This window comes from Streptomyces sp. NBC_00086 (genome assembly GCF_026343255.1).
In the GTDB taxonomy this organism is placed as follows: Bacteria; Actinomycetota; Actinomycetes; order Streptomycetales; family Streptomycetaceae; genus Streptomyces.
In genome coordinates, this window is the sequence record NZ_JAPELZ010000001.1 from 7,229,911 (window position 1) to 7,244,810 (window position 14,900).

The window sequence follows — 14,900 nt, forward strand, 5'->3', positions numbered from 1 at the left end:
CTTCGCTCCGGTGCGCCCCGAGCGGGGTGTCCGCGGGCTCACCGGCCCCCGGACACCCCGCTCGACGCCGTCAGCTGCTGTATACGCCGACTTCGTACAGGGAGTAACCCCACTGGGTACCGCGTCCCGCTCCGTGGACGCGTACGTACCGGGCCGGGACCCCGGCGAACCTCGCCGTGTCCACGCCGCCGTCACCCTCGGCCGTGGACCAGGCCGTCGTCCAGTCCGTCCCGTTCGCGGAGACCTCGATGCGGTACGAACGACCGTACGACGCCTCCCAGTCCAGGGTGACCCGCTTGACCAGGTGCTCGGACCCGAGGTCGACCTGCAGCCACTGGTCGTTGCTCCACTCGCTCGCCCAGCGGGTGCTCCGGCTGCCGTCGAAGGCGAGGCCGGGAGCGAAGCTGACGAAGGGGTTCCACCACTCGGACGTGCTCGCGGAGGCGGGCCGGCCCGCGGCGAGGTTCACGCCGGCCTTGTGCTGCTCCGAGTAGCCCCAGGTGCGCAGGTAGGACTCGGCGCCCTTGAACAGGTCGTCCACCACGCCCTGCCCGCCGACCAGCCGGATGTCCTCGATCCAGTCGGGCACCAGGCCGTAGTGCGAGGCGCCGTCGGTGTTGAGGTCCCACGTGCGCTGGCCGGTGGTCTGCTTGTCGATGACCGAGCCGCCGTCGGTGCTCCGGAAGGGGTACGTGACCGGGTTCGGCGTGTTCGCCCCGCGCGGGCCGGGCCAGCCGCCGACGCCGTTCATGTCGGTGCCGTAGCCGTAGCCGACGTTGTACTTCTCGCGCAGCGCGTCGGTCCGCTTGGCCTCGGCGCTGAAGCCTTCGGAGCCGCCCATGTACGCGGCGGCGAAACCGCCGAGCTTGTAGAGCCGCTCCATCCAGCCGAGGTCCATCCAGCTGTGCGAGGAGATCACGCCCGGGTAGTTCTCGGTCTCCATGATGTCGAAGGCCTGGCCGGCCGCCTTCACGCTCATGTGGTCGAGTTCGAGCATCATCTTGCGCTTCATCATGCCGCGCACCGCGTAGTCACCGAGGTCGGTGAGGCCGCGGGTGTTGCACTGGGCGCCGGAGGCGTACGAGGGCACGCTCACGCCCGCCGGCAACTGCTTCTCGGCGGCCGCCGCCGGGGCCAGGCCGATGGGGTTGTCGTGCTGCGGGCCGGTGCACGCTTCCGTCTTCCAGAAGGTGCCGGTCGACAGGAACTGCCCGACGTTGATGGCCGTTCCCAGCGCGCCCTCGTCGAAGCGGACCCCGCACAGGGCGTTGTCGAACTTGTGGCACAGGAACATGCTGCGCACGCCGAGGTTGTACAGCTCGTCGAGGCCGCGGTCGATGTCCTGCTTGCTGCACTGCGCGATGTCCAGGATCTGCTTGCAGCCGAAGGGCTCGGAGGTCTCGACACCGAGGACCACGGCCAGCTTGCCCTGCTTGATCACCTCGCGGGCCTGGTCGGAGTCGGTGACGATGCGGAACCAGCCCTTGCCCGCGCCGCCGTACATCTTGTCGACGTAGGCCTGCATGTCGTAGGTCTTCTTCGCCTCGAGGCGAATGGCGGTCATCTCGTCGCAGCTGCGGTCCTTGAAGAAGTAGACCGAGCAGATCACCCCGTTGGTGACGAGGTCGTTGACGAGGACGCGCTGGCCGCCGCGCCAGGCGCGCTCGATCCAGGCGTAGTAGTTCTGCTGGTGGGTCAGCGAGTCGTGAGCGGGCCAGTCCTTGAAGGTGGGCCAGCCGTCGGGGTCGTGCTTGCCGTCGCCGCCCTTGGTGATGAAGTCGAAGATCGCGAGGCTGCCGTCGGGGTAGTGCTCGGGACAGTCCTTGAGCGCGTCGGCGATACCGGCGTCCGAGAACGGCTTTCCGCAGATCAGGCGGCCGCCGAAGCCCTCGTTGGACATGATGTGGTCGTGCGCGTCGACGAAGCCCCGGACGTTGCCCTGGGCGTCGGTGCCCTTGAAGGGCTCGCCGGTCACGTTGATCTGGGAGTCGGGCCCGGGCCGTGCGGTGGGGTTCCACCAGCCGTTGTCGGCCGCCGCTCCCGGTACGGGGCCGAGCGCCATGGCGAGCAGGCCGAGCAGCAGGGACAGGATCGCGAACGGCTTGCGCCGACTGCGGGGGTGTGGTTCTCGTCGTTGCCTTCGTGGTTCTGGGGTCATGGCCACTCTCACGTCCTCGGTCGGCGGAGGGCGCGGTCGAGGACACGGTCCACCCGAGGCGTGGCCGCCCTGGCACCTGTTTGTCATGTCCCGCGCAAGCATTGGGTCGAGAATCGCTACTGCCGGGTACAGAGTCAAGGGTCCGGGTCAGATGACCTGATGGATCGTCACCCTACTCGCCCGTAGGCCCGGCGTCAGCGGGATGCGGAGGACCGGGTGTAGCGCCCCGGGGTGGTGCCCACGACACGCTTGAAGTGCCGGGTGAAGTGGGACTGGTCGTAGAACCCCGCCTCGGCCGCCACCTCGGCCGCCGGGCGGCCGTCGAGGAGCAGCCGGCGGGCCAGGGAGACCCGGCGCGCGACGAGGTACTGGTGCGGGGCGATCCCGAAGGCGGCGCTGAACGCGCGCACCAGGTGGGCGGGATGGGCCTGGAGCAGACCGGCCGCCTCCTCGAGTGACAGGCCGGCGGCCGCCCGCTCGTCGAGGAGCTCGCGCAGGCTCCGCGCGAGGCCGGCGCCGGTGCCGGGCGATGCGGCCCGGGCGCGGGGGAGTTCGAGGCGGGGCCGGAGCAGGGTGCGCAGCCGTTCGCCGATCAGGGCCAGCCGGCTCTCCGCCTCGAACTCGTCGCCGGGGGCTGCCAGGACCCGGTGGAGCTGCCCGACGCGCCGGCGCAGGACGGGATCGGCGAGGTCGGGACCGTCCACGGCGGCGCCGGTGAAGCGCGCGTCCAGCACGGTGGTGTCGAGGTAGACCACGCGCTTGCGGAACCCGTGCGGGGTCGCCGCCGAGCCGTTGTGCGGGACCTGCGGCGGGAGCAGGCTCACGGTGTCGCCCGGGGTGCCGCGCCGGTGGCGGTCCAGGTCGTAGCGGACGGCGCCGTCGTCGACGATCAGCAGGGTCCAGGCGTCGTGGACGTGCATGGGGTAAGCGTGCGCGGTGAAGCGGGCGTGGAAGACCTCGACGACACCCGCGACCCGCGGACGCCAGGCCGAAACCTCCTGCTGGGGCTGCACGCAAAGAACGTACAAGACCGTGCGCGGGGACTCCCGGCAGTCTCGGTGCATGAGCGACGAAAAGACCGGCGAGAAGACCGGCGAGAAGGCCGGCGAGATGGACGGGCAGGACGCACCCGTGCGGTTCGACACCAAGATCGCGGTGCTGCTGCGCGACGACCTGGAGACCTGGCAGCGGCTGAACGTCACCGCGTTCCTCGTCAGCGGGCTCGGTACGGCCTGTCCCGAGGTGGTCGGCGAGCCGTACGAGGACGCCGACGGAACCCCCTACCTGCCGATGTTCCGCCAGCCCGTACTGGTCTTCGAGGGCGGGAAGGAGACGGTGACGGCGGCGCACGAGCGGGCGGTGCGGCGCGGGCTGGCGACGGCGGTGTTCACGGCGGACCTGTTCGGCACGGGCCACGACCGGGCCAACCGCGCGGCCGTGGCGGCGGTGGGCAGGGAGCGGCTCGACCTGGTGGGGATCGCCGTTCACGGGGCGCGCAACTCCGTGGACAAGGTGCTCAAGGGGGCCCGGATGCACGGCTGACGGGCGTTCGGGCGGTGACTGACGGACGTCCGGGCGGTGACTGACTGGCTGACGGACGGACGTCCGGGCCGGCGGCGGGTGGGCGTTCGGGCCGGCGGCGGGCGGGCGCCGGGGAGCCGCGTATCGGTGGGGTTTCGGCCAAACGGCTCCGGCGGGCCGAGCCGGTTTCGGGGCGGCCCCTGTGGGGTCTACAGGCCGAGGGATCCGGTCACCGGGCGAGTTCGGCTTGGCGAAGACTGCGGAACACCTCCGGGGTCGTCCATCCGCGCAGCGTGGCGTGAATCGTCGAGCGGAAAGCGGCCTCGGCCGTGGTGGCGTCGAGGGCCCCGGCGAGTTCGAGAGTCACGAGCCCGTGCAGGGCGGCCCAGATCGACAGGGCGATCGACGTTGCTTCGCCGGCGAGGACGGACGCCGTCAAGGCGCGATCGATCGCCGCGAGCAGCGGGCGGATCGGGTCACCGGCACCGGCCTCTCCCGACGGGTCGAAGGACTGCACACCACCGAACAGCACCGTGTAGAGGTGGCTGTGTCCGCGCCCCCAACGACGGTAGGCGACGGCCAGTGCGTAGAGGTCGGCGAGAGGGTCCGCGGAGGTCTGCACCGCCGACAGGTCCTGGAACAGGCCGGCGACGGCTCTGTCGCGCACCGCACGGATCAGCCCGTCCTTACCGCCGAACAAGGAGTACACCGCCGTCGTCGACGCCTCGGCGGCAGTGGCCACGGCGCGGACCGTGACGGACTCCCGCGGACGGGTGGCGAGCATCTCGGTCGCGCACTCCACGAGCCGCTCTTTGACGGCCTCGTCGTTTGTTCTGGGCCTACCCACGGTCAGCAGCCTACCCCCTCTGATAACGTCGTTTTGAAACAGCGTTCTGAAACTGTCGGAGGCCCGCCGTGCCCACGTCCGTCATACGTCTCGTCCGCTTCACCGGACGCCTCCTGTTAACCCTGGCCGCCGTTGCGGCGCTGGTCGTCGTCTTCCTCGCACTGATCGCACTCACGGACGGGGCGGGTTCGGGGCTCGCCGCGTGGTTGACGACCCTCGGGACCGGGACCGTCCTCGCGCTGTGGAGGGGGCGGCACCGCACCTGGCCGGCGCGGCTCGTGCCGTTCCTGCCGGTGGTCGTCGCGGCGGCGTTGACGGCGGCGGTCTGCATCCCGACCGCACCGACGGCCCGGCGGTATCCGCCCGCGCTGCCGTTCGTGTCCACTCAGCACTGGAACCTGGACACGGGCAGCCGGGTCGCGGTCTATCACTACCCGCCCGCGAACCCCGGCCCCCGGCATCCCGTCCCGTTCGTGTACCTCCACGGGGGCCCCATCCGCGGCATCTCGGTGCAAGACCACACCTTTCTGCAACTCCTGGCACGCCAGGGCTACGACGTCTACGCCTACGAACAGGCCGGCGGCGGACGAAGCGACCTGCTCCCCATGGACCAGTACACGATCTCCAGGGCGGTCCGTGACCTCGCCGCCTTCGTCGACCGCCTGGACAAGGGCAAGGTCGACATCCTCGGATTCTCCGGGGGCGGAGTCGTGCTCACCCGAGCCCTGGCCGACCCGGGCGTCGCCACACGCCTGCACCGGGCGGTCATCGCCGAGCCCGGGCCCATGGACGGCCCCACCGCACACATCACCGGGCACAAGGGCCGGGCATCCGCACGAGGCCTCGCCCCCAACCCGACCGGACCGCGATCGACGCACGTCCCCCGGTACGCCGTGGCTTTCGGCTTCATGCGACTCGGACTCCTCAGCCCCGACACCGGACTGATCGGACAGGCCGAAGGCGCCAACGCCTTCACCGCCGCGGACCTCGGCAGCGACACCGCATCCGCCTACTGCGCGGGCGACGCGCACCGCATCCCCAGCGAGGACACCGCACAGAACTTCTCCTTCAGCCCTGCCGCCAGCCTCCGCGTCCAGCAGACGGTCAAGGACTCGCCCTCCGTCGCACCGCTACTGAGGCAGTCCCGGACCCCCGCGATGCTGATGATCGCCGCATGCTCCTCCCAGGTCCGTCAATGGGCGACCGCCATCCTCGCCCATGACCCCGCCATCCAGCGCACGCAGTACATGCCCGGAGTCGGACACCACATGTGGAACGGCCTCGACGACAACAACGACCGAGCCGCTGCCGTCATCACTGCGTTCCTTCAGGACAAGCCGGCACCCCTGCCGAACTACCCGACCCGCGACGAGATCCCTGCCTTCATGCGCGACCACAAATGACCGCCTGGGCCCTGCGCGAAGTACAGCCAAGGACGTGTCCTTGGTCCGCAAAGGCATCCCGCTGACGATGACCATGCGGGACTGCGCGAACCAGGCGGGCTCCACCACCCTCGAAGGCCGCTACGACCTGACGGTCGTGTGCCGCAAGGCCTTCGGCACGGAGAGCTACGAGGAGTTCGCGGCCTCCCCGTGGTTCACCTCCAACACCGAGTACCCCCGAGGTGGTCGCCTCACGGACCATGTCCGGGGCCCCCGCCGACCCGCGCACCTCGGACTACGTCCAGGGCCGCTTCGGCTGACCCCGGCGGCTCCCTCCCGTCGCGGATCACTACATTGGGGCACATGACTGCGCTCCCTGTGATCCTCTTGCTGTCGGGAAGCCTGCGGGCCGGCTCCTCCAACGAGACCGTCCTGCGCACCGCGCGAGCGGCGGCCCCTTCCGGGGTGCGGACGGTCTTCTACGAAGGGCTGGCGGACCTCCCGCACTTCAACCCCGACGACGACGCCGAACCGCTGCCGGGTCCGGTGGCCGGGCTGCGCGCGGCGATCGCCGGGGCGGCCGGGGTGCTGATCTGCACCCCGGAGTACGCCGGCACCCTGCCGGGCTCCTTCAAGAACCTGCTCGACTGGACCGTCGGCGGCACCGAGATCTGCGACAAGCCCGTCGCCTGGGTGAACGCGGCGGCCCCGGGCCGCGGCGAGGGCGCGGAGGCCACCTTGCGGACGGTCCTCGGCTACACCGGCGCCGACATCCGGGACGCGGCGTGCGCGCGGATCACCGTGGACCGCGGGACGGTGGGCGCGGACGGCACCGTCGCCGACGAGGCCGTACGCGCCCAACTCGCCGGGATCCTCACCCTGCTGGCGGCCGGGGCCGGAGCCGACTTCCGTCCGGAGGCCGACTCCTAGCGTGCCGCCCGGACCCGGTTGCCGACGGCGAACTCCTCCATGAGACTGCGACGGTCGATCTTGCCGTTCGCGTTGGTCGGCAGGGCGTCCACGTGCACGAAGCGGCTCGGCACCATGTACGGGGCCAGCTCCTCGCGCAGCAGCTTCGTCAGCTCCGAGGTGGGGCGCTGCTCGCCGGTGTGGACGGCGATCAGCCGGCCGCCGTTGGCGCCGGGCTGGTGCAGGACGACCGCCTCGGTGACCCCCGGCACCGCGCGCAGCTTCGCCTCGATCTCGGGGAGTTCGATGCGGTAGCCGCGGAACTTGACCTGCTGGTCGATGCGGCCCCGGTGGACGAAGACCCCGTCCTGGAGGGCCACCAGGTCACCGGTGCGGTACCAGTCCTCGGGGACCGGCGCCGGGCCCTCCTTCGGGTGGAACCGGCCCTCGTCGTCGGCCGGGTCGAGGTAGCCGTCGAACCTCTGGGGACCTCGTACGCACAACTCGTCGTCCAGGAGCAGGTATTCGAGATCCGGGTGCAGTGCCCCGATGGGCACGGTGCCGTTGGCCGTCGCCGGCCAGTCCGATCGCTGGGGCGGCAGCACGTAGGTCGTGATGGTGACGACCGCCTCGGTCGGCCCGTACATGTTCTCGATCGTGCTGTTCGGGGCGGCGTCGGCCCAGATCGCGGCCTGCTCCAGGGTGAGTGCCTCGCCTCCGAACAGGCTGCGCCGCAAGGTGGGCATGGAGCCGGGCGGCAGCAGTCCGAGGCGGTTCGCCAGGGTGACGATGTAGGGCACGCAGAACCAGTGGGTAATGGCCCGGGCGCTGACGAAGGCCGCCGGGTCCAGCAGCTCGGAGGCGTTGGGCACGACCAGGGCCGCGCCGCCGCCCCAGCAGATGAACATGTCGAAGACCGACGGGTCGAAGGTCAGGTCGAAGGTCTGCGAGTAGCGGCAGCCGGGCGCGCTCTCGTGCCGGGCCACGTGGTGGCGGACGTACGCCTCGGCGTTGCGGTTGCGGATCGGCACGCCCTTGGGCCGGCCGGTGGAACCGGAGGTGAAGAGGACGTACGCGATGTCGTCGCCGCCGCCGGCGTACGGGCCCGGTTCCGGTTCGGTGGCGGGCCCCGTGACCGTGGCGTCGGTCTCGACGAGCGCCCGGGCCGAGAGCCGCTCCGCGGACGCGGTCATCGCGGCGACGACGGCCTCGTCGAGCCCGCCGTCGATGAGGAACAGCCCGAGGTTCGCCTGGGTGGCGATGGACTCGATGCGCTGCCGGGGGAAGGTCGGGTTCAGCGGGACCACGGTCGCGCCGCACCGCAGGATCGCCAGGTAGCCCGCGTACGCCGCGAGGCTGCGGGTGGCGACCAGGCCGACCCGGGTGCCGGGGGCGACCGCGAGCCGGCCGGCGAGCCGGTCGACGAGGTCGGTGAGCTCGGCGTAGGTCAGGACGTGTTCGTCGACCTCCAGCGCCGTCGCGTCGGGATGACGGTGGGCGCTGTCTCGGAACGCCTCGTAGAGCGTGGTCATGATGGTGCCGAGTCCTTCCCGGTAGGGGTTTCCCGGGGCAGCAGCAGCGCCGACCACACGCAGGCGATCAGCACCAGAGCGCCGAAGGCCAGCCACCCGGTGCTGCCGAGCGCAACCACCAGGACCATGGAGGTCGGGCCGATGATCTCCGTCGCCGGGGTGGAGATGTCGAAGGTCGTCAAGTACTCGGCGCGGCGGTCGGCGGGCGCCAGGTCGATGGAGATCACCCACCAGCTCGCGGTGTCGGTCATCTCGCCGAAGACGGCGAGCACGGTGCCGACGAGCAGCAGGATCGCCGCGGTCACCGCGCCGACGTGGGAGGCGACGGCGAAGCCCACCATGCCGGCGCTGGTCAGCGCGCTGCCGAGGAGCAGGAAGCGCCGTGCCGAGACGAGGCCGACGACCCGGGCGGAGATGCCGACCTGGAAGAGGACGACGAGCAGCGTGTTGAGTCCGAGCAGGATGCCGGCGAGCCAGGCCGGGGCGTCGGTCTTGGTGGTCACCCACAGGGGCAGGCCGACGGTGAACACCGAGGTGGCGAGGACGCCGCAGACGCTCCGCAGCGCGGTCAGCGTCAGGTACCGCCGGTCCTGGAAGAAGCCCCGGGGCCTGGTGCCGGGTTCGGCCGCGGACGGGGGGCTCGTCTTGATCCGGGCGACCATCAGGGCGGCGGCGACGAAGGTGAACGCGTCGAAGAGGAAGGCCACTTGGAAGGCCCCGCGGCTGCCGCCGGCGATGGCGAGCGTGGCAAGGCCGGCAGCCACGGTGAAGCCGAGGTTGCCGATCGCGCGACGGATGCCGAGGACCTCGCCGCGGTCCTTCTCCGGCACCACGTCGACGATGATGACCTGGTACATGGCGTAACGCCCGGCCTCCGCCGCGCCGTTCAGCACCATGAGGACGAAGACGGGGACGACGCCGGAGGTGAACGGCAGTACGGCGATCAGCGCGCCGCGCACCAGGCTGGAGATGATGGCGTAGCGGCGGGCTCCGATGCGCGGCATCAGCCGGCGGGCCGGCAGCGTGGCGAGCAGCCCCGCGACGGCCGCGGCGGACAGGCACGCGGCGACCTCCGACGTGGTCAGCCCGGCGGGGCCGATCAGGTAGAGGGTCAGCAGGCCGAGGGCGATGCCGTTGCCCGAGGAGTCGATCAGCGCCTGCCAGGCCAGCAGGCGCCGGGCGCCGGGCCGGCCCAGCTCGGTGACCCAACTGGGCAGCCGCAGGCCGCCGCGGGGCGGCTCGGGCGCCGGAGGGGGCTCGGCGACGGTCGTGGCCTCGGCCATCTAGCCCGCCCTCCGTCCGTCGGCGATCAGGTCGGCCGTCCGGACGAGCCAGCGGGCGATGGTGACGTCGTTCGGCGGCTCCAGCAGCTGGAAGTGCTCCAGCGGTACGGCCCAGCACCGCTCGGGGTCCGGGACATCGGCCCAGACCGCATGGGGCGCGCAGGCCGTCCAGTCCTCGCCGGCGGCCAGCGCGAGGGACTCGCCCTTGCGCGGCGTACGGAGCAGGGCGCGGCGGTCGTCGGGGTGCCGGCCGGGGGCGTAGCCGGTGAGGATCTCGGCGTTGGCGGCGTACACCTGCCAGGCCGCCTCGACCTCGTCGGCGCCGGCGTTCTTGGGCAGCGTGGCGGCCTCGGCCGCGGCGGCGGCGATGCCCGCGAAGTCCATGGTGCCGTCGGCGTCGAGGAAGGCGGCCGGTTCCCGGGCGGTGATGCGCCAGCCGACCCGGACGAAGATGTCGAAGGTCTCCTCGTGGGACAGCGTCAGCGAGGGGTCTTCGGGGGACGGCGGGTCGATGAGCAGCGCGGAGACCTTCTCGTGCCCGATCCGGGCGGCCAGCGCGCCGGCCACCTCGTGGGCGAAGACCCCGCCGAGCGAGTAGCCACCGAGCACGATCTCGTCGAAGCCGGTGAGGCCCTCGGCGATCAGCGCTTCGGCGAGACCGTCGGCGACGGCCCGCATGCCCTGGCGGGACAGGGAGGCCGGGGTTTCGCAGGCCCAGACGGCGTCGGCCAGCGGGAGGAGCCGGGTCATCCGCCCGTAGCGGGTCACCGCTCCGGAGAGCGGTGGCAGGAAGACCCACAGACGGCCGCCGTCGGCGTCGCGGAAGCGCACGACCGTGCGCCCGGTGGTGTGGTGTGCGGCCGGCACGGCGCTCTCGTCGATGAGCAGGGCGGTGGTGAGTCCGGCGAGGCTCGGGGAGCGGTAGACGTCCTGGATGCGGGGCGAGCGGCCGAGCTGCTCCTGGAGGTGCTCGATGAGCTCCACGGCGGCCAGGGAGTCGCCACCGGCGTCGAAGAAGCTGATCTCCTCGGACTCGGGCTCTTCGCCGAGCACGTCGGTCCAGGCGCGCCGGACTGCCTCGGTGACAAGGTCCTCGGCCGAGGCGTCGGGGGCATGGGTGGTCACGCGTTCCTCCAGGTGATGTGGTGATCGAGGTGCCGCTCGGCGGCGGCGAGTCGGGTGGCCAGCTCGTCGAGGTCGGCCGCTTCCAGCCAGACGTCGACGACCCGGCCGATCGAGCCGCGCCGCCAGTCGACGGGGGATCCGGGGGCGAGGACCCGGCCGGCGGCGAACACCCCGTCCATGCGCCGCAGTTCCGGCATTCCGGTGAGGGTGTCGACGGCAGTGGCGGACATGGGCGGCTGGGCCCAGTGGACCAGGGTGACCTTCTCGGCGGGCCGGATCAGTTCCCGTACCCGTGCCGGGGTCGCGCCGGCGGCGATCTCGACGGCAAGGGCCACCGGGTCGGTGACGCCGGCCTGGGGCATGAGGGCTTCGAAGGCGCCGCCGAGCCGTCCGTTGACCTCGATGACCTGCGCGCCCTTGGGGGTCAGCTTGATCTCGGTGTGGGTGAGGCCGGTGGTGATGCCGAGCGCGCGGACCGCCCTGGCGGACAGGTCGCGGACCTCGGCGTCGACGGCGTCGCCCAGCACGAGGGGAAAGACGGCGCCGCGTTCGCGGACGGGCGGCGCCATCGGGAGCTTGCCCGAGACGCCCACGCAGACGAGCTCGCCGTCGACGAGGGCGTTCTCGACGGACACGTAGTCGGCGAGCCACTCCCCGGCCGGGGACTCGCCGGTGCCGATGATGGCCTCTTCCAGGACGTAGGGCTGTCCGGAGACCAGTTCGGGCGTGTGGGCGAGCAGGTCGGCATGGCTGTCGAGGAAGAGGGTGTCACGGCTGGACGCCCCGGAGTCGGGCTTGAGGACCGCCGGGTAGACGGCCTCGGCGAGGCTCGCGGGCAGCTCGCCCCCGTAGGTGAAGGCGGTGGTGTCGACGTGTCCGACGCCCTCGCCGTTGAGCCGGAGCCGCTGCAGGTACTTGCTGGTGAGCAGGGAGCAGACGGAGGCGTCGTGGGTGCGCAGGCCGAAGTGCGCACCGATGCGCGTCGCCAGCGGCAGCAGGGCGTCGACGAACGTGACGACGCCGACGGGCGCGTACGGCTCCAACCGGGCCGAAAGTTCCGGGTCCTCGGGGTCGCCGTGGACGACCATCCCGAACCGCTCCAGTACCGACAGGACGGCGGGGGGTTGTGGTACGGCGGCGTCGACGACGAAGACGACTCCGCCGAAGCGTTCGGACGCGGAAGCGATCCGGCTGGGACTGGCCGCGCCCTGCGCGTACGGAACGATGATCACTTGCTGAACCCCCTTGTGGTGCATGCGTGAGAGGCGTCAGCCCCCGCATGCGGGGACGTACGGGGCGAGGGCGGGCCGGGGTCTTCGGCCGGCGGCACCGGCGGCGCTGCCGGAACCGGCGCGAGGTCTGCGAAGAAAGGGCGTGCGCGGGGGCATGGGGCGGCACCGCGTCGGCCCGGGGAGCCGGCAGATCCGTCCTGTGGTGCGGTGGCGTGGGCCCGGTGGGGCCGACCGAGGCGCCCGGTCTGGCGCAAACGGAACTGGAGCTGTCAGCTCGGCCAAGTTATGCGCACGCCAGACCGCCAGTCAAGATCGATTTTCGCGATCCGGGGAATTATCGACCTTTACGCCTGCTCCGCAAATGCGGTCGCTCCATGCAATCCCGGAGGTGAAATACCGACATGACCGAATAGGAGAGGTACTTCAAGGGTGTCCGGCAGCAGCATGCGGGCAGTCCGTTTCGGGGAGCCGATCGGAATAGCGCTCTCCGTTTCGCCGGTCAGAACGTCATGGGGCTCCCGTCCGGGACGTACCGGACACCCCGACAGGGATTCGGTGTTCTCCGTGCATATCCGGTTTACCCCGGCGGGTCGCTGCGGGGGGACTCGCGCCGTGGCGCGCCCGCAGCGGGATCCGGGCCGAAGGCGCACGCGTCGGGCGGCGGACATGTCGGGAGGGCGCCGCGGCGGGCGGCGGCAGGCCGGTGGCACGCCAAAACCCCTTAGCGTGCGGGGGATTTGGGAAGGTCCCTTCCGCAACGGGGCTTGGTCTAGTTCGGTTCCGCGCCTTCTCTGCGCCGTTGCGGCGCTGTGACCTGCATATTCACAAGAAGACCGCGACTTTGAAATCGCCCGGTAACGGAATTGGTTGCGTTCAACAAAAAGATTGATCTTGACGGGTGGCGAGCCCCGTGCCTAACGTTCGCAACGCCACAACGTCTGGCACTACTTTGCGCCAAACAGACTTGGCGTCACGGCTGCGCCTTACAAGGCCCTTGCCGCTTCGGCTTTGCCTAATAGGGCAGCCATCATCACGGCTTTGCCGTGTTCCGCCCCGAGGTTTCGACGGGCGGCCGAGCAGCTTCCGACTGCCCGGCCACCCCAGTGGCGAAACGCGAACGCCGGCGAGACCTACCAAATGCGTAAGGAGTCCCTGTGACCACCGCACCCGCCATCCTGGGCACTGGGTGGGAGATCACTCCCGAATTCACGTTCACCGACCTGGAGTGTACCGCTCTCGAAGAAGCCCTCGGCAGGGTCACCGCCAACCCCTACCGGCTCTACGAGGCACACCTCTTCCAGGTCAACGCGCTGATCGCCGAAGGTGTCGTACCCGAGCGCTTCCGTGCCTACGTGGACTCGCTGGCGACCATCGACCGCGCCGAGCAGCCGGCCGTCGTCATCAAGAACGTGCCGTACGACCGCGAGGTACCCCACTTCGACTTCGACGAGCCCGTCAAGTCCAAGTACGAGCTGAAGAAGACCTTCATCGCCGAGGGCTTCCTCGCCCTGTTCGCCCAGCTCGCGAACACCCCTGGGATCGGCTACGTCAACGTCAACGACGGTGACGTGTACCAGGACATCTACCCCAAGCGGTCGATGAAGGAGAGCCAGTCCCAGAAGGCCCTGAACCGCATCTACTTCCACAAGGACCTGGCGAACCACTTCGTCCGCCCCGACCAAGTCTACATGGTCGGCATGCGCAGCGACCCGGTGAACGAGGTGTACACCTCCTTCGTCCGCAACATCGACGTCATCGCCTCCTTCACCGAGGAAGAGCTGGAGGCGCTGCGCAGCAACGAGTTCTACACGCCCTTCGACGACCTGACGGTCATGGGCGGTTCCCTGGAGCTCGGCGAGGCCGACAAGCACCCGGTCATCGGCGGCGAGGACGACCTGCGGTACTTCGAGAACCGCACCGTCGGCGTGACGGACCGCGCCAAGGCCCTCGTACCCAAGGTCAACGAGGTCCTGCACGCCCACAAGAGCAGGGTGTTCATCGGCCCGGGCGACTTCGTCATCACCTACAACAACCACACCGTGCACGCGAAGGAGGTCGTCAGCGTCGGCGACCCGGACGCGTTGCGCACCCGGTGGATCATCAAGACCGTCAACGTCGACGACATCGATCCGTACCGGGCCCACCTGGTCCCCGGCACGGAGCACCTGATCAACGGCTGACAGCCACCTCGCGCAGCGGCCGAGCGGCCGCCAAGGGGGCAGGGGCGGGGCCGTACTCCGTCACGCACGGCGAACCCCGCCCCCGCGCCGGTGGCCGTCGGCCGTCGACCGCTCCAACGTCGTACGACCGAAGGAGACAGGTCGTGCAGGGTACGAACGACAACACCACTCCGTGCGGGGCGCACCATTGCGGCTGGGCCTGTGGTGCGTGACCCGGGGAGTGCGTGAGGCCCGCACGCCGCCGCTCCGCGCGGCAGCGGCGCCGAGGTCCCCCGTCTCGTACGGGTCGAGCGGGAGCCGGTGCGCCCGGCGCCGGCCCGCCGCCCCGACGGTCCCGGGCGGTTCCCGCCGGGCAGCGTGGACTTCTTCACGCTCTTCTCCTCGTGCGGCCGGCTCCCGGGCATCACGGGACAGGGCGACTACGCCTCCGGCAACGCCTTCCTGGACGCCCTCGCCCCGCACCCGTGCGGCGCAGGGCGACGCGGACACGGTGCGCATCGCGTGGACTTCGTGGCGGGGTGGGTCTCGGCATGCCGACGTCCTCCGAGGTCATCGACGCCGAGCTCGCGGCGCGCGGAACGGCGGACATCGCGGTCGCCGAGGCCACGGTGACGGCGATCGCCGACGACCTGGCGGAGCGCGGGCCCGACGGCCTGACCGGCTGCCGGATCGGCCGGGGCCCGACCCGGCGGTACCACCTGCCCCCTGAAGCCCTGCCCCTGAAGCCCTGA

13 protein-coding genes are annotated in these 14,900 nt (G+C 71.0%); 6 read left to right on the forward strand and 7 right to left on the reverse strand.

Annotated elements, in window-relative coordinates; translation table 11 throughout:
* Positions 1–70: 70 nt before the first annotated feature.
* Entirely contained in the window at positions 71–2,062 is a 1,992-nt protein-coding gene (locus OG276_RS32820; RefSeq protein WP_266913320.1) for a discoidin domain-containing protein, read from the reverse strand.
* A 290-nt stretch (positions 2,063–2,352) separates the two neighbouring features.
* The gene (locus OG276_RS32825) at positions 2,353–3,171 is read right to left on the reverse strand and encodes an AraC family transcriptional regulator (protein WP_266910907.1); all 819 of its coding nucleotides are present in this window, start codon (positions 3,169–3,171) and stop codon (positions 2,353–2,355) included.
* Positions 3,172–3,268: 97 nt separating this feature from the next.
* Between OG276_RS32825 and OG276_RS32830 the strand changes: the two genes are divergently transcribed.
* Positions 3,269–3,700 (forward strand): DUF2000 domain-containing protein, encoded by a 432-nt coding sequence (locus OG276_RS32830; protein WP_266913321.1) that lies wholly within the window; start codon positions 3,269–3,271, stop codon positions 3,698–3,700.
* A 208-nt stretch (positions 3,701–3,908) separates the two neighbouring features.
* Here the strand turns inward: OG276_RS32830 and OG276_RS32835 are convergent, their stop codons facing one another.
* Positions 3,909–4,526 carry a TetR/AcrR family transcriptional regulator gene (locus tag OG276_RS32835; RefSeq protein ID WP_266910909.1) on the reverse strand — a complete coding sequence of 206 codons (618 nt, stop codon included), beginning with the start codon at positions 4,524–4,526 and terminating at the stop codon, positions 3,909–3,911.
* A 68-nt stretch (positions 4,527–4,594) separates the two neighbouring features.
* On the opposite strand from OG276_RS32835, the gene OG276_RS32840 reads away from it, so the two are divergent.
* Positions 4,595–5,929: an alpha/beta hydrolase gene (locus OG276_RS32840; protein ID WP_266910911.1), complete on the forward strand. Its 1,335-nt coding sequence runs from the start codon at positions 4,595–4,597 to the stop codon at positions 5,927–5,929.
* A 342-nt stretch (positions 5,930–6,271) separates the two neighbouring features.
* Complete coding sequence (locus tag OG276_RS32845; protein ID WP_266910913.1) at positions 6,272–6,838, forward strand: NADPH-dependent FMN reductase; 567 nt, start codon at positions 6,272–6,274, stop codon at positions 6,836–6,838.
* Here OG276_RS32845 and OG276_RS32850 read toward each other — a convergent pair.
* The 4 genes from OG276_RS32850 to OG276_RS32865 are packed head-to-tail and all read right to left on the reverse strand — an operon-like array spanning position 6,835 to position 11,989.
* Complete coding sequence (locus tag OG276_RS32850) at positions 6,835–8,349, reverse strand: AMP-binding protein (RefSeq protein ID WP_266910915.1); 1,515 nt, start codon at positions 8,347–8,349, stop codon at positions 6,835–6,837. The genes OG276_RS32845 and OG276_RS32850 overlap by 4 nt on opposite strands.
* Entirely contained in the window at positions 8,346–9,632 is a 1,287-nt protein-coding gene (locus OG276_RS32855) for an MFS transporter (protein ID WP_266910917.1), read from the reverse strand. The genes OG276_RS32850 and OG276_RS32855 overlap by 4 nt, the downstream gene beginning before the upstream one ends.
* Positions 9,633–10,757 (reverse strand): phosphopantetheine-binding protein, encoded by a 1,125-nt coding sequence (locus OG276_RS32860; RefSeq protein WP_266910919.1) that lies wholly within the window; start codon positions 10,755–10,757, stop codon positions 9,633–9,635.
* Complete coding sequence (locus OG276_RS32865; RefSeq protein ID WP_266910921.1) at positions 10,754–11,989, reverse strand: acetyl-CoA carboxylase biotin carboxylase subunit family protein; 1,236 nt, start codon at positions 11,987–11,989, stop codon at positions 10,754–10,756. The genes OG276_RS32860 and OG276_RS32865 overlap by 4 nt, the downstream gene beginning before the upstream one ends.
* A 1,154-nt stretch (positions 11,990–13,143) precedes the next feature.
* On the opposite strand from OG276_RS32865, the gene OG276_RS32870 reads away from it, so the two are divergent.
* From OG276_RS32870 to OG276_RS32875, 3 genes are all read left to right on the forward strand, one after another.
* Positions 13,144–14,169, forward strand: a complete 1,026-nt coding sequence (locus OG276_RS32870) for a hypothetical protein (protein ID WP_266910923.1) — start codon at positions 13,144–13,146, stop codon at positions 14,167–14,169.
* A gap of 357 nt (positions 14,170–14,526) precedes the next feature.
* The gene (locus OG276_RS40980) at positions 14,527–14,781 is read left to right on the forward strand and encodes a KR domain-containing protein (protein WP_353963467.1); all 255 of its coding nucleotides are present in this window, start codon (positions 14,527–14,529) and stop codon (positions 14,779–14,781) included.
* Positions 14,700–14,900, forward strand: a complete 201-nt coding sequence (locus OG276_RS32875) for a hypothetical protein (RefSeq protein ID WP_266910925.1) — start codon at positions 14,700–14,702, stop codon at positions 14,898–14,900. The genes OG276_RS40980 and OG276_RS32875 overlap by 82 nt, the downstream gene beginning before the upstream one ends.

Bases quoted from the DNA above. Each gene is read 5' to 3' on its own strand.
- OG276_RS32820 (WP_266913320.1), bottom strand. From the start codon at position 2,062: ATGGCGCTCGGCCCCGTACCGGGAGCGGCGGCCGACAACGGCTGGTGG.
- OG276_RS32830 (WP_266913321.1), top strand. From the start codon at position 3,269: ATGGACGGGCAGGACGCACCCGTGCGGTTCGACACCAAGATCGCGGTG.
- OG276_RS32845 (WP_266910913.1), top strand. From the start codon at position 6,272: ATGACTGCGCTCCCTGTGATCCTCTTGCTGTCGGGAAGCCTGCGGGCC.
- OG276_RS32850 (WP_266910915.1), bottom strand. From the start codon at position 8,349: ATGACCACGCTCTACGAGGCGTTCCGAGACAGCGCCCACCGTCATCCC.
- OG276_RS32855 (WP_266910917.1), bottom strand. From the start codon at position 9,632: ATGGCCGAGGCCACGACCGTCGCCGAGCCCCCTCCGGCGCCCGAGCCG.
- OG276_RS32875 (WP_266910925.1), top strand. From the start codon at position 14,700: ATGCCGACGTCCTCCGAGGTCATCGACGCCGAGCTCGCGGCGCGCGGA.